This is a genomic window from Amycolatopsis sp. PSD-21 (genome assembly GCF_055561455.1).
The window spans coordinates 1,519,483-1,537,536 of the sequence record NZ_CM145712.1; the positions used below are offsets into that span (position 1 = coordinate 1,519,483).

Genomic DNA, 18,054 nt, shown 5'->3' on the forward strand with positions numbered 1-18,054 from the left:
CGCGTGCCCGGCCGGTCTCCCTTGTACGGAAGGTTTCCCTGCGATGTCCCCAAGAACGCTCGTCGTGGCACTGGTGGCCGCGACACTCGCGCTGGCGGGCCTGGTCCTACCGGGCTCGTCCGCTCCCGCCTCCGCCGCCCCCGTCCAGACCCTGGAATGGACCGCGGGCGACAGCACCGACCACTACCTCAGCGCGCCGTCGACCGCGGTGGCCGGTGAGACCACGATCGTCTTCAAGAACACCGAAGAGCTCGGCTCGACGATGTCGCACACGCTGACGTTCGACACGTCGACCGCGGGCTACAACCACGACGTCAACCTCAACATCCTCGCCAACCCCTACGACGACAAGAACGGCGTGCACCAGGCCACGGTGACGCTGACCCCTGGCAAGTACCGCTACTACTGCACGATCCAGGGCCACACCAAGATGATGGGCGAGTTCGTCGTCACCGGCGAGCCGACCCCGGACACCACGCCGCCGACGGTGACCGCGAACGTGACCGGTACCAAGGACACCGCCGGGAACTACGTCGGTTCCGCGACGGTGAACCTGTCCGCGTCGGACAGCCAGTCCGGTGTGGACAAGGTCGAGTACCAGCTCGACGGCGGCGCCTGGACCGCGTACACGGCACCCGTGGCGGTCTCCGCCGCCGGCGCGCACATGGTCCACTACCGGGCGTCCGACAAGGCCGGAAACGTTTCGCCGGAAGGGATGTCGTCGTTCACCGTCGTCACCGGGCAGCCCGGTGACACGACACCGCCGACGGTGACCTCCGAGGTGACCGGCACCAAGGACACCGCGGGCAACTACCTCGACACCGCCACCGTGAAGCTCACCGCGACCGACACCGGCTCCGGCGTCGACAAGGTCGAGTACAAAGTGGACGAAGGCGCGTGGACCGCGTACACCGCTCCGGTCGCGGTCACCGCGCCGGGCATGCACATGGTGCACTATCGCGCGTCGGACAAGGCGGGCAACGTTTCGCCGGAGGGCATGGCGCACTTCACCATCGTCAGCAGTGACACCACCGCGCCGACCGTGACCGCCGAGGTGACCGGGACCAAGGACACGGCCGGGAACTACGTCGGCAAGGCGACCGTGACCCTCACGGCCACCGACGCCGGTTCGGGTGTCGGCAAGGTCGAATACAACCTGGACGGCGGCCCGTGGCTGACGTACTCGGCGCCGCTCGCGCTCACCGTCGTCGGCGCGCACACGGTGAAGTACCGCGCCACCGACAAGGCGGGCAACGTCTCGGCGGAAGGCACGGCGACGTTCACCATCGTCGAGGGCGACGACAGCACCGCGCCCGCCGTTTCGGTGGTGGTGAGCGGTGATCTGGACGGAAGCTGGTCGTACATCGAAGACGCGACCATCAACCTGACCGCGACGGACACCGGGTCCGGTGTGGACAAGATCGAGTACAAACTGGACGGTGGGGCCTGGACGGTCTACACCGCGCCGGTGAAGGTGACCGAGCTCGGCACGCACACGCTGACCTACCGCGCGTCGGACAAGGCGGGCAACGTCTCGGCGGAACAGGGCGGCGCGTTCACCATCGTCGCCGCGCCGCCGGGCCCGGACGCCTGCCCGGACTCCGACGTCCGGGACACGGTGATCCTCGGCACGGCGGACAGCCAGGTCGAGAACCGCGACACCGGTAACGGCTGCACGATCAACGACGTGATCGACGACGAGTCGGACTACTCGTCGAACGACCAGTTCGTGACCTACGTGCGGGCCGTGACACAGGAACTCCTCGACGGCGAGGTCATCTCGTCCTACGAGCGTGAACTGATCGTCACGGCGGCGATCGACTCCGGTATCGGCGGCACGACCGCCGAGCCCGAGCCGGAGCCGGAGCCCGAACCCGGCAAGACGAAGAAGCCGAAGACGTCGAACCCGGGCATGAAGAAAGTCGTGAAGACGCCGATCCGGGACGTCTGAGCGAAGTCGGTTACCTTTCTCGCGTCGCGCTCGTCATGTCCATGACGGGTTCGGCGCGAGAAAGGTATCGACATGACCGGCGAAGCCCTGGCCAGCGCGTTCGAGGAGCAGCGCGGGCGTCTGGTGGCCGTGGCGCAGCGGATGCTCGGCTCGCGCGCGGACGCCGAGGACGCCGTCCAGGAGGCCTGGCTGCGGCTGGCCCGCCAGGACGCCGACACGATCGACAACCTCTCCGGCTGGCTGACCACCGTCGTCGGCCGCGTCTGCATCGACGTCCTGCGCTCCCGCAAGACGCGCCCCGAGGACTCCTACGACGAGCCGCCCGAGCTGCTGGTGCTCGAGGACTCGCCGGAAGAGGACGCACTGCTCGCCGAATCGGTCGGGGTGGCGCTGGTCGTGGTGCTCGACACCCTCGGCCCCGCCGAGCGGCTGGCCTTCGTCCTGCACGACCTGTTCGGGGTCCCGTTCGCCGAGGTCGGCGAGATCCTCGGCAAATCCGCGGACGCGGCCAAGATGCTCGCGAGCCGGGCCCGCCGGAAGGTGCGGGGACAGCGTCCGGCCGACGAGCCCCGGCAGCACGCGGTCGTCGAGGCGTTCCTCGCGGCAGCGCGCGAAGGAGACTTCGAAAGCTTGGTCGAGATGCTCGACCCCGACGTGACGTGGCGTTCGCGGAGCCGTCACGGCGAGGTCGTACGGCTCGGTGCGTACGAGGTGGCCACGCGGGTCCAGCGCGGGGCGCGCGCCGTCGTCACCACCCGTCCCGCGCTGGTCGACGGCAAACCGGGAATCGTGTCGTGGAGCCGGACCGGCAAGCTGCTGGGCGTGATGTCCTGCACCATCGTCGACGGCCGCATCGTCGAAATCGATTCGGTGAGTGACCCGCGTCGCCTCGCGGCCATGGGTGTTACCTCTCGGGAGTCCTCCTCGTCGAAGTAAGTGAACACCGACGAGAAGGAGAAATCCCATGCAGGCAAGGATCGATTACCTCAAGACCGCCCTCGCGCCGAAACTGGTGAAGCACCTCGTTTCGGCCGCGAAAGTCCTCGACGGCAGCGAACTTCCTTTGGCGACAAGGGAATTGGTGAACATCCGGGCCAGCCAGATCAACGGCTGCTCGGGCTGCCTCGACATGCACACCAAGGACGCGGCGCACGCGGGGGAGACCACGACCCGGCTGAACCTGGTGGCGTGCTGGCGCGAGGCGACGGTCTTCACCGAGGCCGAACGCGCCGCGCTGGAACTCACCGAGCAGGGCTGCCGCCTCGCCGACGGCAGCGGCGTCACCGACGAAGCGTGGGCGGCCGCCGCCAAGCACTACGACGACGAGCAGCTCGTCGCGCTGGTGACCCAGATCGCCCTCATCAACGCCTTCAACCGGCTGAACGTCATCACCCGGCAGCCGGCGGGTGACTACACGCCCGGCCAGTACGCGGGGCATTGATGGACACCGCGCTGTGGGTCGTCGCCTGGCTGCTGGCCGTGATGTACGTCGTGTCCGGCGTCGGGAAACTGTTCCTGCGAAGGGAAACGATCGCAGGGGTGGGCTCGGCCGCGGGCTGGGTGCTGGATGTCACCCCTGGCACCGTGAAGTTCATCGGGATCGTCGAGATCCTGGGCGCGGCCGGCCTGATCCTCCCGGCCTTGCTGGACATCGCGCCGGAACTCGTGCCGCTGGCCGCCCTCGGGCTGGCGCTGGTGATGGCGGGCGCCGTGGTCGTTCGCCTGCGTCGCCGCGAGCCGCTGGTCGCGCTGCTGGATCTCGGTTACCTCGCGTTGTGCGCGTTCGTCGCCATCGGGCGCGCCTGACACGCGTGAAGGCCCCCTTCCCTCGGCTCAGCAGAGGGAAGGGGGCCTTCACGCGATTCAGCTCAGGTGCGCTGCTTCGACCGCCCGAGGATGCGACGGCGTCCGCCGTGGCTGTTGGTGCGTTCCTCGTGGAGTTCCTTCAGCGACAACATCATCGCGTCTTCCTGCTTCATCAGCGGGTCGTTGCGCAGGTCCTTCCAGACCGAGACGCACAACCCGACCATCACGAACACGAACGGCACCGCGATCAGGATCGTGAGGTTCTGCAGACCGGTCAGCGCCTTGTCCCCGCCGACGAGCAGCATCACCGCCGCGACGGCGCCCATCAGCACGCCCCAGAAGATCACGACGGTCTTCTTCGGATGCACGCTTCCGCGCTGGGACAAGGTACCCATCACCACCGACGCCGCGTCCGCGCCGGAGACGAAGAAGATGGACACCAGGATCATCACCAGGATCGCGATCGGGATGAACCACGGCAGCGTCTCGAGCAGTTCGAACGTCGCCGACTGGGCACTGCCCGCGCCCGCGATGTCCGTCCCGGCCCGTTGCCTGCTGATCGCCGCGCCGCCGAAGATCGCGAACCAGATCAGGCTCACGACGCTCGGGATCGCGATGACACCGAAGATGAACTGCCGGATCGTACGGCCGCGCGAGATCCGCGCGATGAACATGCCGACGAAGGGCGTCCACGAGATCCACCACGCCCAGTAGAAGACCGTCCAGCCGCCGAGCCATGTCTGCATCTCCGCGCCACCGGTCATCCCGGTACGGCCGGACATCTCCGCCAGCTCGCGGAAGTAGTCGCCGATGGCGCCCGGCACGATGTTGAGGATCAGCACGGTCGGCCCGACCACCAGCACGAACACCGCGAGTACCGCGGCGAGCACCATGTTGATGTTGGACAGCCACTGGATGCCTTTGGCCACACCGGAAACCGCCGAAGCGATGAACGCGATGGTGAGGATCGCGATGATCGCGACCAGCAGGCCCTTGCCGGGGTCGTCGATCCAGCCGACGGCGCCCATACCGCCGCCGACCTGGAGCGCGCCGAGGCCGAGGGAAGCGGCGGAACCGAACAGCGTGGCGAAGATCGCCATGATGTCGATCGCCTTGCCCAGCGGGCCTTCGGTGCGGCGCTTGCCGATCAGCGGCGCGAACACCGAGCTGATCAGCTGGCTGCGGCCCTTGCGGAAGGTGCTGTAGGCGATCGCGAGACCGACGACGGCGTAGATCGCCCACGGGTGCACGGTCCAGTGGAACAACGTCGTCGCCATCGCGGTGTGGACGGCTTCGTCGGAGTTCGGGGCCGCGGTGCCCGGGGGCGGGCTCGCGAGGTGGGAGACCGGTTCGTACACCCCGAAGAACATCAGGCCGATGCCCATACCGGCGCTGAACATCATCGCGATCCACGACGACGTCCGGAATTCGGGCAGTTCCTTGTCCCCGCCGAGCGGGATCCGGCCGTAGCGGCTTATGGCCAGACAGACCGCGAAGAGCACGAAACCACTCGCGGTCAGCACGAAAGCCCAACCGCCGTAAGGGATCACGGCGTCGTTCAGCAGGGTCGACGCGACACTCGCGAGGTTTTCCGGGGCCAGCACGCCCCAGACGATGATCGCGAGCGCGAGCACCGCGGCCACACCGAAAACGGTCTTGTCGGTCTCCGCGGGTCGTTCGGCGGCGAGGTCGAGGGGGACGTGCTCATCGGGCGGGTGGCCCGGACCCGTCGTGTCCGGTGCGTGGGCAAGGTCGGTCGCGGTCTCCGCGACGACCTCTTCTTCCGCTTGTTTACCGTCCTGCGAACTCATGTTCAGTGACGCGCCGACTGCGGCGCGCGCTCCTTCCGCCCGATGTTAACCCGTTTGCACCACTGCACCCTAACCAGAAAACTGGTAACCGGCAGAAAATACGGGCGAAGTGGTTTAAAGCTGTGATTGCGGGCTTGACCTCGGCGGATGCGGGTCCGGTCGGCGGTCTCGGCGGGGAACGTGGCGCTCGTGACACCGGGCCGCGGTGGCCCGGTGTCCTCAGATCGTGGTGCCACCCCTCCAGAAGGGGCGACCGAGCGGGTCGCCACCTGCGGCGTCCGGACGCCCTTGCCGCGTGTGGTTGCGGTTCAAGAGGTAGGTGACGAGGGCGATCAGGGCGAGGGTGACGATGATTGCGGTCATGGCAGTAAGTTTGCGCCACTCGACATCCTGCCAGAAGTGGCAGTTCTGTCGTTGTGCGGCAAAATCCTGCCAGCTATGCTCCGGTCATGCTGAAAAGCGTCGCCGTGGTGCTGTTGGACGATTTCGCCGCCTTCGAGTTCGGTGTCGTCTGCGAGGTGTTCGGCTACGACCGCACCGATGACGGAGTGCCACTGCTCGACTTCCGCGTGTGCGGGGAGCAGGCCGGAGAACCGCTCAGTCTCGGGCACGGCGTCAAAGTGACTCCGGAACACGGTCTCGAAGCGACGGAGGACGTGGATCTGGTCGTCGTCCCCGCGTGCGACGTCCGCGACGAATATCCGCCCGCGGTACTCGACGCGCTCCGGGCGGCTTCGGAGCGCGGCGCCACGCTGCTTTCGGTCTGCACCGGCGCGTTCGTGCTGGGCGCCGCGGGCTTGCTCGACGGACGGCGGTGCACGAACCACTGGCGGCACAGCGCGGCATTCCGGAAGCGGTTCCCGCAGGCGCAGCTGGATCCGGACGTGCTGTTCGTCGATGACGGCGACATCGTCACCAGCGCGGGAACGGCCGCCGGCATCGACGCGTGCCTGCATCTGGTCCGGCGCGAACTCGGCTCCGCCGCGGCCACCGTGATCGCCCGGCGCATGGTCGTGCCGCCGCAACGGGAAGGCGGGCAACGGCAGTTCGTCGAGGTGCCGATCCCGGAATGCACCGGGGACAGTCTTCAGCCGGTGCTCACCTGGATGCTCGAGAACATCGCGCACGACCATCCGGTCGCCGACCTCGCCCGCCGGGCCCGGATGTCCGAGCGCACCTTCGCGCGCAAGTTCGTCGCGGAGACGGGCACCACACCGCACCGATGGCTTTCGACACAACGGGTCCTGCACGCGCGGTCGCTGCTGGAGGAGACGACGATGAGCATCGACGAGGTCGCGCGCCGCTGCGGCTTCGGCTCGGGAGCCTTGCTGCGGCACCATTTCCACAAGGTCGTCGGCGTTGCTCCGCAGGACTACCGGCGGACTTTCGCGCCACAGCGCGTCTGACCCGGCGTTCAGCCGGCGCGCCGCCCGACGGCCTCGAAGAGGTCGTGAGCCAGCAAAGCGGCGCCTTCGGTGAACCCGTTGATGAGGATCTTCCGGCCGTCGGTGAGTTTGACGAGACAGCCGACATCGCCGCCGAACGCCTTGGCGAGGGCGTTCGTCTTGGCGTGGTCGACGGCCACCTCCACCTTGGTCCACGGCACGACGGTGGTCGATTTTCGCCAGGTGTGCACGAATCCCTGTTCGTACAAGGTGAAGATCTCGCCCCGTTTGCTGATGGCGTGCCAGCAGCCCCAAGCGCCCATCAGTGCCAGCCCCAGCCCGCAGCCGATGACGAGGCCGATGACCACCTCCCCACCGGAGACCCCGGCCTCCTGTCCCAGCACGAACACGACGACACCGAGCGCCGCGATCGGCGTGCCGATCACGATCGCGGCCACACCCCGGAGCGCGCGCCTGCGGCAATTCGTCTCGAAGCGTTCGACGTAGGCACCCAGCTCGGTCACGGCCAGCACGCTAACGGCGGGTGCGGGGACCGGTCCCTAATCCTTCGGCGCCTTGTTGAACAGGCCGAGGGATTGGGCGAACGCCGCCCCGCCTGCCAGGAAGACGAGCGGCAGCGTCTTGGCCCAGAAGGCGCCGACGTCGAGCGAGATGAGCAACGCGAGCAGCCCGCCCGCCAAGGCGGCCAAGATGAGCATTCCCAGTGCGAGGCGGGGTTTCGAGACCATGAGTCCTCCAGGAAACGGGTTCGGAGGAGCCAGCCTCGCGACGATCCCGCCGCGAAAAGAGGTCATTTTTGCCGCACCGGGAATTCAGAGCGAACCCCAGGCGCGGGCGCGTTCCAGCAGCCTGTCGCGGATGAGGGTCACCACGGGCCGCGCCGTCCCCGACCGGAGCGCGAGATAGATCGTGTTCAGCGGTGGCACCACCGGCGTGTGCACGATCGACACCGAGCCCGCTTCGAGCGCGGCCGCGGCGATGTAGCGCGGCAGCACGCTCACCCCGGCGCCCGCGACGACGACGGCGAGGATCGCGCGCAGGTCGGGGACGACCATCGCGACGCGGTTCGGTGGCCGCCGCCCGAATTCGCTGCGCCAGTAGCGGCGGATGATCGGCAGATCGTCGGCGTACGCGATCAGCGGCAGATGCGCCAGCGCGGGGACCGGGTCGGTCTCGAGCAGCGCGGGATCGACGCTCCGCGCGAGGGCCGGAGCCGCGACGAGCACGAATTCCTCGTCGATCAGCGGAATCGCGGTGATACCGCGCTGCCGTGGGCGGACCGAGGAGACGACGAGGTCCAGGCGCGCGGCTTCGAGCGCGGACAGGAGCTCGTCGGCGAGTCCGAGGGTGACGGTGACGCGCAGCCCGCGTTCGGTCAGCGGGGCGAGCGCGGGCAGGAACCGCGTGGCCATGCCGTCGCTCGCACCGCCCAGCGCCACCGTTTCGCGGTACTGGACGTCGTCGTCGCCGGCCGTCAGCGCGCTCCGTAGTTCGTCGATGCGGGTGCCGATCCTGGCGGCGAGTTCGGCCGCGCGGGCGGTCGGCGCCGCGCCCTGGCGCGACCGGACGAACAACCGCTCGCCGAGCTCCTCCTCGAGTTTGAGCAGCTGCCCGGTGACGGCGGGCTGGGTCAGGCCGAGTTCCTCGGCGGCCGCGGAGAGCGAGCCCTGACGGTAGATGGCCAGGAAGGTCGCCAGCCGATCCAAGTTGGGCATGCAAGTCACCTTCCATAAGAAATCTTATGGATCATAGCCGCCTCCGCGGAGTACGCGCGGCGAAGACCTCGTTGAAGCCGGCAGTGGGGCACACCGCCCCGGAGAAACGAAAGGAACAGTCATGGCGCGGATCCTCATGATCGTCTCGGCCGCCGACCACGTGCGGCTCACCGACGGCACCGACCACCCGACCGGGTTCTGGGCCGAAGAGGTCGCCGAATCGCATCGGGTGCTCGCCGCGGCGGGGCACCAGGTCGAGATCGCGACGCCGTCCGGGCTCCGGCCGACCGTCGATCCCATCAGCCTCGACGAACGCGGCGGCGTCGACCCGGCCGAGGGCGCGAAGTTCGCGGAATACCTCAAGGGACTCGATCTTTCGGCACCGCTCAAGCTTTCCGACGTCTCGGTCGACGCCTACGACGCCTTCTACCTGCCAGGCGGGCACGGTCCGATGACCGACCTGGTGGGCGACAGTGATCTCGGTGCCCTCCTGAACGACGCCGATGCGCGTGGCAAGACCATCGCCGCCCTCTGCCACGGACTCGCCGCCTTGCTCAGCGCGCGCGGCGAAGACGGCTCGTTCACCTTCGCCGGCCGCTCGATGACGTCGTTCAGTGACGAAGAGGAACGCCAGGGCGGGCTTGGCGACAAGAGCCCCTTCTTCGTCGAGACCCGGCTTCGGGAGCAGGGCGCGATCGTCACTCCGGCTGCCGCCTGGTCGAGCGAGGTCGTCGTCGACGGAAACCTCGTCACCGGCCAGAACCCGCAGTCCAGCGTCGCGACCGCGGACCGTGTGGTCGAGCTTCTCAAGGCGGCCTGAGCAGCGGGGTTTGCGCCGCGGCCGGATCCGGGCATACGATCAGGGCAGTCGTACAGGACGAACGCCCTAGGAGATGAACCGGTGGCAGGATCCCCGGCCGCGGCGCGCGGTCAGCTCGTCCGGCGGCGGTTGCTCGAAGCGGCCGTCGCCCTCGTGCCCGAGCTCGGCTGGTCCGCGGTGAGCACCCGGATCCTGGCCGAACGCGCGGGTGTCACGCCGAGCGTCGTGCACTATCACTACCCTTCGCTGCAGGCCTTGTTGATCGAGGCCGTGCTGGGGGTGATGCGCGAGGTCGCCCTCGCTTTCGAGCCGGCACTGGAAACCCTCGAAACGCCCGCGGACGCGGTGGACGCGCTGCTGGCGTCGGTCGGCGGGTACTCCGGCACCGACCCGATGTCGTTGCTGTTCGCCGAGTCCTACCTCGCCGCGACCCGCGACGACACGCTGCGCCAAGGCATCCGCGAGCTGCTCGCCGACCTGCGCACCCGGCTCGGCGGCTGGCTGGCGCAGCGTGGGGTGGCCGACGCCGAGGACACGGCCTCGGTTCTTTTCGCGGCGGTGGACGGGCTTCTGCTCCATCGGGCGCTCGGGCCGGGATCGGGCGAAGTCTCTCCGGCCGTCCTGCGCCGGCTGGTCGACTGAACCGAAAGGGAGGAACTCCATGAAGGTGGCGATCTGCGGGGCCGGAATCACCGGGCTGGCGCTGGCGCACCGGCTCGCGGCACTCGACGTCGAGGTCGTTGTGCTGGAACGGGCCGAGGGGCCGCGGGAACAGGGCTACATGATCGACTTCTTCGGCCCCGGCTTCGACGCCGTCGAGGAGATGGGCCTGCTTCCTCAGGTCGAAGACGTGGCGTACCAGGTGGACGAGGCGAGCCTGCTGGACGAGCGCGGCCGCCGCCGCGCCTCCATCGACTACGTCCAGTTCGCCAAATCGGTGGGTGGCAGGCTCTGCAGCATCATGCGGCCCGATCTGGAACGCGTCCTGCGTGCCGGACTTCCGTCCACAGTGGACGTCCGGTCCGGTGCCGGTGTCACGGGCGTCGAGGATCTCGGCGACCGGGTTCGGGTCACGTCGGCGAACGGCGAGACGCTCGAAGCCGATCTGCTGGTCGGGGCCGACGGGATCCATTCGACCGTGCGCCGGCTGGTCTTCGGCGAGGAGAGCCGGTACTTGCGTCATCTCGGGTTTCATACGGCGGCCTTCGTTTTCGAGGACGAGGAGATCCGTGCGCGGGTGGGGGAGCGGTTCTGCCTGACCGACACGATCGGGATGCAGATGGGTTTCTACGGTCTCCGCGACGGCAAGCTCGCGGCGTTCGCCGTGCACCGCACCACCGATCCGGCCCTGCCGGACGACGCGCGAGCGGCCCTGCGCGCGACTTACGGTTCGCTGGGCTGGGCGGTGCCGCAAGCACTCGCTCTGTGTCCGCCCTCCGGGGAGGTGTACTACGACCAGGTCGCGCAGATCGAGATGCCGTCATGGAGCCGCGGCCGGGTCGTGCTCGTCGGCGATTCCTGTTATGCCGTCTCCCTTCTCGCCGGACAGGGCGCTTCACTGGGGATCGCGGGCGCGTTCGTACTGGCCGAACAGCTCACCCGGTCACCCTCGATCGAGACCGCGCTCGCGGCGTACGAAGAACTGGTCCGCCCGGTGGTGACCGAAAAGCAACAGGTCGCCCGCCGCGGCGCGCGATGGTTCCTGCCCGCCAACCGCTTCCTGCTCCAGGCGCGCCGGTTCTTCCTTCACGTGGCGCACCTCCCCGGGCTCGAACGGCCGCTCGCGGCCGCTGTCACGGGCAAGTCGACCGCGCTGGTGACGAATCTGAAGCGGGGGGCCGAAATCCGGAGCCGGTGACGCCGGGGCGCGCCTCGATGCCGCTGCGGTTCTGGGAGGTTGCGGCTCCGGATGGTGCTGGTTCAGGTGCCCGGTCCCGGCGGGAGCCCTACGTTGGTTGCCAAACTGGGAGTCGGCTTTCTGGTCACCATAATTCGTCGAGGGTTGCGAGTTGTCGCCGGAAGGTTCTGGCGTCCCTGGGCGGAAGGGCGTTTGCGACGGTCGAGGGTTCGTCGCAGTTCGGCCGGGTCGGGGCAGCATTGCGGCACACCGCAGCCACCGCGAGGGTCCCAGAGTCGATGCATGGGTTCATGGACGAACAGTCGCCAAGCTTGAAGTGCTTCGGCGGAGGCGCCGGGCCAAAGCCGGGTGCGTTCAAGGCGGGCGATGCCGGCTCGCCCTCGGGGTGAGAGGCCCTGAAGCGTGAAAATCCGCTCGTCAGTGCGGCAGCGGCGATGAGTATCGGCCCGGACACGGGCTGGCGATCTACGCGGCATTGCCCTTTCGGATGGTCGACATAGCATTGATTGTGCCATGCGCGGACTAGTGGGTTTGGTTGCGGAGCATGCCGTGGAGGACGTCGCAGCGTCGTCGGGTGAGGCAGATGTGGCGGCGTTGTGCGTCTCGCCTTCCGCGCATTTGCGCTGGTAGTACGCGCGGCTGCTGGGGTTGGAGGGAGCCGCGAAGGTGGAGAGGAAGAACGCGCGTTGAGCCGGCGGTTGCCGGTTCGCGTGGGGTGTTCGCCTTTGTTCGAGGTGATGACAAGGGCGATACCGGCGTAGGCGGCGAGGCGACCGGAGCACTTGAAGCCAGAGGCGTCGCCGATTTCGTGGAAGATCCGTAAGGCGGTACTGACGCCGATGCCGGGCATCGAGGTCAGGACCTGGTCGAGGGCGCGCATCAAGGATCTCCTCAATCTCGGCGGCGACGGTTTTCCGTTGTTGCGGAATGGTTTTCGGGCTGTCGGAAAGTCTGGGCAGGATCGGGCCGTGAGAGGTGAGTTCGTCGAACATCGCCCGCAGCTCAGGTTTCCGGCCAGTCCAAACCGACAGCGTCCAGGTTTCGATGCTGGATGGCGGTGATTACGGAGGGAACGTTTTCGGCGGTCGCGGCGCGTAGCGGTTCTGGACGCCATCGGTCCCGGAGCGGGCTGATGGCGGCGGCTACGAGAGGTTGCTTCCGGTGTCGTCGGACCGGGCGAGATGCGGTCCGGCGTCGAAGCCGCGCAGTCCGATGTCAAGGCCCCGGCGTTGCCGGGTCGACTCGGTTTCGGAGGTTTCACGGGGTCGGCCTAGGTTCTGAGGTGCATGGTGTTGCGTCTGGGTGTGCCGGTGGGGTCGAGGTAGGTGGGTGGGGTGAATTCGGGGAGTCCGTCTTGGGCGATTTGGACTTTCCATTCGCTGTGGTGGATCAACCGGTGATGCTTGGTGCACAGGAGCACGAGGTTGTCGATCTTCGTTTCGCCGTGGTGTCGCCAGAAGACGATGTGGTGGGCGGTGCAGCGGGGTACGGGCATGTCGCAGCCGGGGAACGCACAGCCACCGTCACGGATCGTCAACGCGTACTTCTGGGCCAATGACACGGTGCGTTTGGAGCGGCCGATGTCCAGCGGTTCTCCGGCGGTGCCGAGGACGCCGGGGCGGACGCGGGCGTCGCAGGCGAGGATGCGCGCGTCGGTGGCGCTGATCGGGCCAACCAGATCGAGGTGTGCTTCGCCGAGGTCGTTGATCAGGTCCTCGTAGGACATGGTGACCAGGATGTGGGTGGCTTCGCCGGCTTGGCCGGGAAGGTTGCGGCTGGTGGTTTTCAACCGCACATAGTCGGTGAAGGCGTCGCCGTAGCGTTCGTCCTGGGTGCGGGAGTCCCGCACTCCGTCGATGGCTTTGTGGGGTTTGGCCATCGGGTCCAGGTCGGATTTCAACCGGGCGTAGGTTTCGAGATCGAGCCGAGCCTTGAGGCCGAGGGTGCCGTCGCGGTGTTTGACGAACCGTAGCTCCGGCCGGGTGTCTTTGGGGTCTTCGTTGCGGGGTTCTTTCCCGTCGGGGTCGAGTTCGTCGAGCAGGCGGCGTCCGGCGCGGGCGATCTGCCGTGGTCCCGCCCGGCGCGCCAACTCGACCAGGATCGCCTCCCCGGCCCGCACCTCTTCCTCGGGCACGCTCGAGGGAATGCGGGCGAGGGTGCGGATGATCGCGTCGATCTGGCCACCGCCGATCGCCCCCTCCGCGGCGGCCTGGGCCGTCAACGGCGCCAGAGGGGGTTCAGCCTCACCGCCGATAGCCGGGCCGGGATGCAGCGCCAGGACGCGGTCTGCTCGGGCGCTGGCTTCCTTGTCGGTCACCAGGAAGTCCTCAAAAATCAGTGCCGCCAACGTCGAATGACCGCTACACCCACGGACGCCACGGAAATTGATTTCCGCCAGGATCGCGTTCTGTTCGGCATCCGCTTGGCGCTTCAGGACTTCGAGTTCTTGTTTGCGGGCATGCAGCGTCGCGGTGTCGACGCGCCACCACTCGGTGGACGTCCCTGGGGGTGCATCGTTGCTGGCCACGACCTCAAAGCTACCCCGAATCGAACACCTGCGCTAGCCCGAACGGCCCAGTGGAGAGAATTGCCGAAAAATGGCAACCGCGAAGGAGTCTTAAAGCAGCGAAGCGCCTTTAAGTGCGCGAAGGGGGTTAAAGAACGCGAAGCAAAACCCAGCGAGACTACGTGTCAGAGCTGAAGCGCAGAATCGAGCGACCAACTGAACGTGAGCCACCACCACGCCGAATTACCACCAAAGAACGCAAAGCAAGCGAGCCGAATCCCCGATCACCAAGTGGGACGCGCCGAGACGCCACCGTCCACGGTCAGGTTGTGCCCGGTGATCCAAGCCGCGAGCGGCGAGGCGAGGAACAGGCAGGCGTTCGCGACGTCGCCAGGGGTGCCGAGCCTGCCTAGGGGTGCTGCCTGTTCCCAGCGGCGGACGCCCTCCGGCCAGCTGTCGCCGAGGCCGGGGCGCTCGATCAGGCCGGGGGAGACGGCGTTGACGCGCAGGCCTCGCGGCCCGTATTCGAGCGCGGCCGCGCGGGCGTGCATGACCAGGGCGGCCTTCGCACTGCTGTAGTGCGCGTGCCCTGGCGCGGGATGGGCCGCCTCGATCGAGGCGATGTGGATGACGCTGCCGCCGTCCATCACCTCGGCGGCGGCCTGCGTGCACGAGAACGCGCTGGTGAGGTTCGCGTCGAGGACGGCGCGCCAGCTCTGGGCCGACATCTCCGGCAAGGGCTCGATCGGCTGCACTCCGGCGTTGTTGACCAACGTGTCCAGCCGCCCGGTCCAGGCCGCGGCGGCGGCCACGAGACGTCGGCATTCGGCGTCGTCGGTGAGGTCGGCGGAGAACGCCTTGGCGGCGCCGCCCGCCTCCTGGATCCGCTCGACGACGGCGAGCGCGGAGGCTTCATCGCGGTGGTAGTGCACGGCGACGGCGCTGCCCGCTTCGGCGAAGCGCAGGGCGATACCGTGGCCGATGCCGCCGCTGGCCCCGGTGATGAGGGCCGTCGTGCCGCTCAGGTCGAGCATCGTGGTCCTTTCCGCAGCGCGAGAACGGCCGCGACGACGAGGAAGACCAGACCCGCGACGACGTAGCAGTTCCCCAGCCACTGCTGGGCTGTCGTCCATGTCTGGCCCGGCCGGTCGAAGGCCGGGAAATACCGGAACGGCGCCGCGACGAAGATCGTGGCGCCTGCTCCGGTGACGGCGATCCAAAGCATCGCCCGGCGTCTGAGTGCCACGTAGGCGGCAGCGGTGAACAGCGCCGGGGCGATCCACACCCAATGGTGTGACCACGACGTCGGCGAGACGAGCAGCGCGAAGGTCGCGTTGAGCAGCAGCGCCGGCACGACGGCCGAGCGATACATGGTCACTGCCACCAGAACCAGTAGAACGCCGGTGATGCCGATCCAGAGCGGCTTCGCGGCGCCGTCGACGCCGAACCGGGCCAGTACGGCCTGCAGGGTCTGGTTGGTGTGGAACGAGGTGCCGCTGATTCCGGACGCCCCGGCGAAGCCGCCGAACCAATACCGCGCGGAAGCCTCCGGGGCGACCGCGAACGCGACGGCGGAGGCCGCCACGAACGTGCCCATGGCGGTCAGTGCGCCGCGGAAATCCTTGCGTACCAGGAAGAACAGCAGGAACGCCATGGGTGTCAGCTTGATCGCGGCCGCGAGACCGACGCCGATGCCCCGGTAGCGGCCCCTGGCCAGCAGGCAGTCCGCCGCGACGAGACCCATCAGCACCAGATTGATCTGACCGAAGCCGAGCGTCTGGCGGACCGGTTCGAGGAAGAGCGCCGGCGTGATCGCCAGCGATGCGACGAGCAGCGCCTTCCGCCGGTCCCCGGACGGCCACAGCGTGCGGGCGATGCCGTAGAAGGTGATCCCCAGCGCGGCCAGGCTGAGCGCGAACAACAACAGCACCGCGCCGTTCCACGGCACCAGCGCCAGCGGGGTGAGCACCAGCGCGGCGAACGGTGGATAGATGAACAGCAGGGGGATTCCCGCGTCGGAAAGCGGCAACGCGCCATACAGGTCGCCGCCGTTCCACAGGGTGTCGACGCCGAAGCGGTAGATCTCGAGGTCGCTGTGGGAAGCGCCCGTCGTCGCCCAGGCCACGGCGCACGCCAGCACCAGTGCGGCGAACGCGCCGACCGGCCACCAGGTCCGACCGCGCGACTTGGTGGGGAGCATCGCGTGGTGACCCTTCGGACGTGCGTCGATGATCCCGACTGTACCCCGATGGCGACAAGCGACTTCCGTCGGCAGTCAGTGCGCCCGGTATTGGTCTAGACTTTTTATTCCCAGTGTGGTGAAAGGGACCGGTCCATGCGCGGAACGACGGTGTTGCCGAGGACGCCTTGCCTCGAACCGAAGGCGGGGGAATTGCCACTGCATCGGCTGGAGGTCCGCGCGCCGGACGCCCTGCCGTTCACGGTCGGCACATTCGACACGATCGGGCCGATGTCGCGGGCGGCGTTCCCGCATCGGCACACGTTCTACGAAATCGTCCACGTCACCGGCGGTACCGGCGACCACGTCATCGATTTCACCCGCTGGGAATTGGCGCCGCCGCAACTCGCGGTCATAACGCCGGGGCAGGTGCATCATTGGGATGCCCGCGAGCTCAGCGGATTCGTCGTGTTGTTCACTGACGATTTCCTGCTCGAACATCCGTCGGATCGCGAAACCCTGCGAAGGCTCAGCCAGCAGCCGTGGCGGCTCGACGAGCGCGCGGCCGAGGAAACGGCCCGGATGGTCGCCGAACTGGACGAGGAATTCCGGTGTGGCGGCCAGGGCACCGATTCGGTGCTGCGGGCGCTGATGCACGTGCTGATCGTGCGGGCGGGACGCCTTCCGGGATTGGCGGATCCGCGCCCGCCTGCCAGGGCACAGGCGGTGGGCACGGAATTCGCCCGGCTGCTCGGCAGGCCCGATCTGGGGCTCTGGTCGGTCGGCGCGCTCGCGGAACGGATCGGGGTCACGCCGGGATATCTCACCGACGCGGTGAAAACGGCGACCGGCCGGACGGCGGCGCAACTGATGCGTGAGGCGAGGACGAGAGAGGCGAAACGATTCCTGCGCGGCACGGATCTGACCGTGCGTCAGGTCGCCAGCCGGGTCGGATTCGCGGATCCCGCCTATTTCTGCCGCTTCTTCCGGCGGGAAACGGGGTTGAGCCCCGGCGATTACCGCCGGACCGGTGACGCGCCCCCGGAGATTCACCACGACTGACCACCCCAGTCCATCGTCCGCGGCTGATCTTCTCCATACCGTCGAGGGGGATTCCCGAAGCCCCCACGAGGAGCAGGTATGGACGAAGAAAGCAAACTCAGCCGGAAGACCGTGCTGAAGGCCGCGATCGCCGCGGGTGTGGCGGCTCCGGTCGCGTTGATCGGCGGCCCCGCCCTCGCGCGCACCACCGTCGCGAACGGCCAGGCCCCCGAGCTGACCCCCGCCTGTGACGACGGTGACGACCCGACCCCGCCGCAGACCGAAGGCCCTTACTTCAAGCCGAATTCGCCGCAGCGGACGTCGCTCGTCACGCCGAACACGCAGGGCACCAGGCTCACCGTGTCCGGCTACGTCTTCGGTCTCGGGTGTCTTCCGATCGCGCGGGCGCTGCTGGACTTCTGGCAGGCGGACGTCAACGGCGCCTACGACAACGTGGGGTACACCTTCCGCGGTCACCAGTTCACCAACGACCAGGGCGCGTTCTCGCTGAGCACGATCGTGCCGGGCCTGTACCCCGGCCGGACGCGGCACATCCACGTCAAGGTCCAGGCGCCCGGCAGGCCGGTGCTGACCACTCAGCTCTACTTCCCCAACGAGCCGCGCAACAACACCGACTCGATCTTCGACCCACGGCTGCTGATGACCGTCCGCGACCAGCCTCCCGGCAAGCAGGCCGCGTTCGACTTCGTGCTGAACGTGCCGCAGACGCCGACGTCGACCTCGCGGCCGACCAGTACGACGCCGACGACGTCGACTTCGACCTCCAACCCGCCCGGCGGGACGACCTGGGCGGCGGGAACCGGCTATTCCGCGGGCGCCCGGGTCACCTACAGCGGTCGCGGTTACGTGTGCTTGCAGGCGCACACGGCCCAGCCCGGCTGGGAGCCGCCGTCCACACCCGCGTTGTGGCGCGCGGAGTGACGGACAGCCGCTGCGGAGG

18 protein-coding genes and 1 pseudogene are annotated in these 18,054 nt (G+C 68.2%); 10 read left to right on the top strand and 9 right to left on the bottom strand.

The genetic code is table 11. From position 1 onward, the window contains the following. Positions 1-43 precede the first annotated feature (43 nt). The 4 genes from ACZ1DY_RS07650 (at position 44) to ACZ1DY_RS07665 (ending at position 3,757) form a co-directional block, all read left to right on the top strand. Positions 44-1,951, top strand: coding sequence for an OmpL47-type beta-barrel domain-containing protein (locus ACZ1DY_RS07650; RefSeq protein WP_465483976.1), 1,908 nt, complete (start codon positions 44-46; stop codon positions 1,949-1,951). A gap of 72 nt (positions 1,952-2,023) precedes the next feature. Further along, positions 2,024-2,887, top strand: a complete 864-nt coding sequence (locus tag ACZ1DY_RS07655) for a sigma-70 family RNA polymerase sigma factor (protein ID WP_465483977.1) — start codon at positions 2,024-2,026, stop codon at positions 2,885-2,887. A 28-nt stretch (positions 2,888-2,915) separates the two neighbouring features. Further along, positions 2,916-3,392 (top strand): carboxymuconolactone decarboxylase family protein, encoded by a 477-nt coding sequence (locus ACZ1DY_RS07660; protein ID WP_126733935.1) that lies wholly within the window; start codon positions 2,916-2,918, stop codon positions 3,390-3,392. Further along, on the top strand, positions 3,392-3,757 hold the full coding sequence (locus ACZ1DY_RS07665) for a DoxX family protein (protein ID WP_465483978.1): 366 nt from the start codon (positions 3,392-3,394) through the stop codon (positions 3,755-3,757). The genes ACZ1DY_RS07660 and ACZ1DY_RS07665 overlap by 1 nt, the downstream gene beginning before the upstream one ends. Positions 3,758-3,819: 62 nt before the next feature. Here the strand turns inward: ACZ1DY_RS07665 and ACZ1DY_RS07670 are convergent, their stop codons facing one another. Further along, positions 3,820-5,568, bottom strand: coding sequence for a BCCT family transporter (locus tag ACZ1DY_RS07670; protein WP_465483979.1), 1,749 nt, complete (start codon positions 5,566-5,568; stop codon positions 3,820-3,822). Positions 5,569-5,787: 219 nt separating this feature from the next. Beyond that, entirely contained in the window at positions 5,788-5,931 is a 144-nt protein-coding gene (locus tag ACZ1DY_RS07675) for a hypothetical protein (RefSeq protein ID WP_185927166.1), read from the bottom strand. Positions 5,932-6,017: 86 nt separating this feature from the next. Between ACZ1DY_RS07675 and ACZ1DY_RS07680 the strand changes: the two genes are divergently transcribed. After that, positions 6,018-6,974 (top strand): GlxA family transcriptional regulator, encoded by a 957-nt coding sequence (locus tag ACZ1DY_RS07680; protein WP_465483980.1) that lies wholly within the window; start codon positions 6,018-6,020, stop codon positions 6,972-6,974. 8 nt (positions 6,975-6,982) lie between these two features. Here ACZ1DY_RS07680 and ACZ1DY_RS07685 read toward each other — a convergent pair whose 3' ends face one another. The 3 genes from ACZ1DY_RS07685 to ACZ1DY_RS07695 all read right to left on the bottom strand — a co-directional run bounded on the left by ACZ1DY_RS07685 (position 6,983) and on the right by ACZ1DY_RS07695 (position 8,689). Beyond that, a complete protein-coding gene (locus tag ACZ1DY_RS07685) occupies positions 6,983-7,477 on the bottom strand; it encodes a hypothetical protein (protein WP_465483981.1) in 495 nt (164 codons plus the stop codon). Between the two features lie 36 nt (positions 7,478-7,513). Continuing rightward, a complete protein-coding gene (locus ACZ1DY_RS07690; protein WP_126733931.1) occupies positions 7,514-7,702 on the bottom strand; it encodes a hypothetical protein in 189 nt (62 codons plus the stop codon). Positions 7,703-7,786: 84 nt separating this feature from the next. After that, positions 7,787-8,689, bottom strand: a complete 903-nt coding sequence (locus tag ACZ1DY_RS07695) for a LysR family transcriptional regulator (RefSeq protein ID WP_465483982.1) — start codon at positions 8,687-8,689, stop codon at positions 7,787-7,789. 121 nt (positions 8,690-8,810) lie between these two features. Between ACZ1DY_RS07695 and ACZ1DY_RS07700 the strand changes: the two genes are divergently transcribed. The 3 genes from ACZ1DY_RS07700 (at position 8,811) to ACZ1DY_RS07710 (ending at position 11,367) form a co-directional block, all read left to right on the top strand. Next, positions 8,811-9,509 carry a type 1 glutamine amidotransferase domain-containing protein gene (locus tag ACZ1DY_RS07700; RefSeq protein WP_465483983.1) on the top strand — a complete coding sequence of 233 codons (699 nt, stop codon included), beginning with the start codon at positions 8,811-8,813 and terminating at the stop codon, positions 9,507-9,509. Between the two features lie 81 nt (positions 9,510-9,590). Further along, entirely contained in the window at positions 9,591-10,151 is a 561-nt protein-coding gene (locus ACZ1DY_RS07705; RefSeq protein ID WP_465483984.1) for a TetR/AcrR family transcriptional regulator, read from the top strand. 19 nt (positions 10,152-10,170) lie between these two features. Further along, positions 10,171-11,367, top strand: coding sequence for an FAD-dependent monooxygenase (locus ACZ1DY_RS07710; protein WP_465483985.1), 1,197 nt, complete (start codon positions 10,171-10,173; stop codon positions 11,365-11,367). A 522-nt stretch (positions 11,368-11,889) separates the two neighbouring features. Here the strand turns inward: ACZ1DY_RS07710 and ACZ1DY_RS07715 are convergent. The 4 genes and pseudogenes from ACZ1DY_RS07715 to ACZ1DY_RS07730 all read right to left on the bottom strand — a co-directional run. Further along, positions 11,890-12,329, bottom strand: a pseudogene (locus tag ACZ1DY_RS07715) (transposase); the annotation flags it as partial. A gap of 308 nt (positions 12,330-12,637) precedes the next feature. Further along, a complete protein-coding gene (locus ACZ1DY_RS07720) occupies positions 12,638-13,894 on the bottom strand; it encodes an HNH endonuclease signature motif containing protein (protein ID WP_465483986.1) in 1,257 nt (418 codons plus the stop codon). Between the two features lie 263 nt (positions 13,895-14,157). Next, the gene (locus ACZ1DY_RS07725; protein WP_465483987.1) at positions 14,158-14,907 is read right to left on the bottom strand and encodes an SDR family NAD(P)-dependent oxidoreductase; all 750 of its coding nucleotides are present in this window, start codon (positions 14,905-14,907) and stop codon (positions 14,158-14,160) included. Continuing rightward, the gene (locus tag ACZ1DY_RS07730) at positions 14,895-16,073 is read right to left on the bottom strand and encodes a glycosyltransferase 87 family protein (RefSeq protein ID WP_465483988.1); all 1,179 of its coding nucleotides are present in this window, start codon (positions 16,071-16,073) and stop codon (positions 14,895-14,897) included. Before ACZ1DY_RS07730 ends, ACZ1DY_RS07725 begins: the two co-directional genes overlap by 13 nt. A gap of 135 nt (positions 16,074-16,208) precedes the next feature. Between ACZ1DY_RS07730 and ACZ1DY_RS07735 the strand changes: the two genes are divergently transcribed. Together ACZ1DY_RS07735 and ACZ1DY_RS07740 are read left to right on the top strand one after the other, a co-directional pair. Next, positions 16,209-17,114, top strand: a complete 906-nt coding sequence (locus ACZ1DY_RS07735) for a helix-turn-helix transcriptional regulator (RefSeq protein WP_126733924.1) — start codon at positions 16,209-16,211, stop codon at positions 17,112-17,114. Positions 17,115-17,192: 78 nt separating this feature from the next. Further along, positions 17,193-18,035, top strand: coding sequence for a dioxygenase family protein (locus ACZ1DY_RS07740; RefSeq protein WP_126733923.1), 843 nt, complete (start codon positions 17,193-17,195; stop codon positions 18,033-18,035). Positions 18,036-18,054: the final 19 nt, after the last annotated feature.

Bases quoted from the DNA above. Each gene is read 5' to 3' on its own strand.
- ACZ1DY_RS07650 (WP_465483976.1), top strand. From the start codon at position 44: ATGTCCCCAAGAACGCTCGTCGTGGCACTGGTGGCCGCGACACTCGCG.
- ACZ1DY_RS07655 (WP_465483977.1), top strand. From the start codon at position 2,024: ATGACCGGCGAAGCCCTGGCCAGCGCGTTCGAGGAGCAGCGCGGGCGT.
- ACZ1DY_RS07660 (WP_126733935.1), top strand. From the start codon at position 2,916: ATGCAGGCAAGGATCGATTACCTCAAGACCGCCCTCGCGCCGAAACTG.
- ACZ1DY_RS07665 (WP_465483978.1), top strand. From the start codon at position 3,392: ATGGACACCGCGCTGTGGGTCGTCGCCTGGCTGCTGGCCGTGATGTAC.
- ACZ1DY_RS07670 (WP_465483979.1), bottom strand. From the start codon at position 5,568: ATGAGTTCGCAGGACGGTAAACAAGCGGAAGAAGAGGTCGTCGCGGAG.
- ACZ1DY_RS07675 (WP_185927166.1), bottom strand. From the start codon at position 5,931: ATGACCGCAATCATCGTCACCCTCGCCCTGATCGCCCTCGTCACCTAC.
- ACZ1DY_RS07680 (WP_465483980.1), top strand. From the start codon at position 6,018: ATGCTGAAAAGCGTCGCCGTGGTGCTGTTGGACGATTTCGCCGCCTTC.
- ACZ1DY_RS07690 (WP_126733931.1), bottom strand. From the start codon at position 7,702: ATGGTCTCGAAACCCCGCCTCGCACTGGGAATGCTCATCTTGGCCGCC.
- ACZ1DY_RS07695 (WP_465483982.1), bottom strand. From the start codon at position 8,689: ATGCCCAACTTGGATCGGCTGGCGACCTTCCTGGCCATCTACCGTCAG.
- ACZ1DY_RS07700 (WP_465483983.1), top strand. From the start codon at position 8,811: ATGGCGCGGATCCTCATGATCGTCTCGGCCGCCGACCACGTGCGGCTC.
- ACZ1DY_RS07710 (WP_465483985.1), top strand. From the start codon at position 10,171: ATGAAGGTGGCGATCTGCGGGGCCGGAATCACCGGGCTGGCGCTGGCG.
- ACZ1DY_RS07725 (WP_465483987.1), bottom strand. From the start codon at position 14,907: ATGCTCGACCTGAGCGGCACGACGGCCCTCATCACCGGGGCCAGCGGC.
- ACZ1DY_RS07730 (WP_465483988.1), bottom strand. From the start codon at position 16,073: ATGCTCCCCACCAAGTCGCGCGGTCGGACCTGGTGGCCGGTCGGCGCG.
- ACZ1DY_RS07735 (WP_126733924.1), top strand. From the start codon at position 16,209: ATGCGCGGAACGACGGTGTTGCCGAGGACGCCTTGCCTCGAACCGAAG.
- ACZ1DY_RS07740 (WP_126733923.1), top strand. From the start codon at position 17,193: ATGGACGAAGAAAGCAAACTCAGCCGGAAGACCGTGCTGAAGGCCGCG.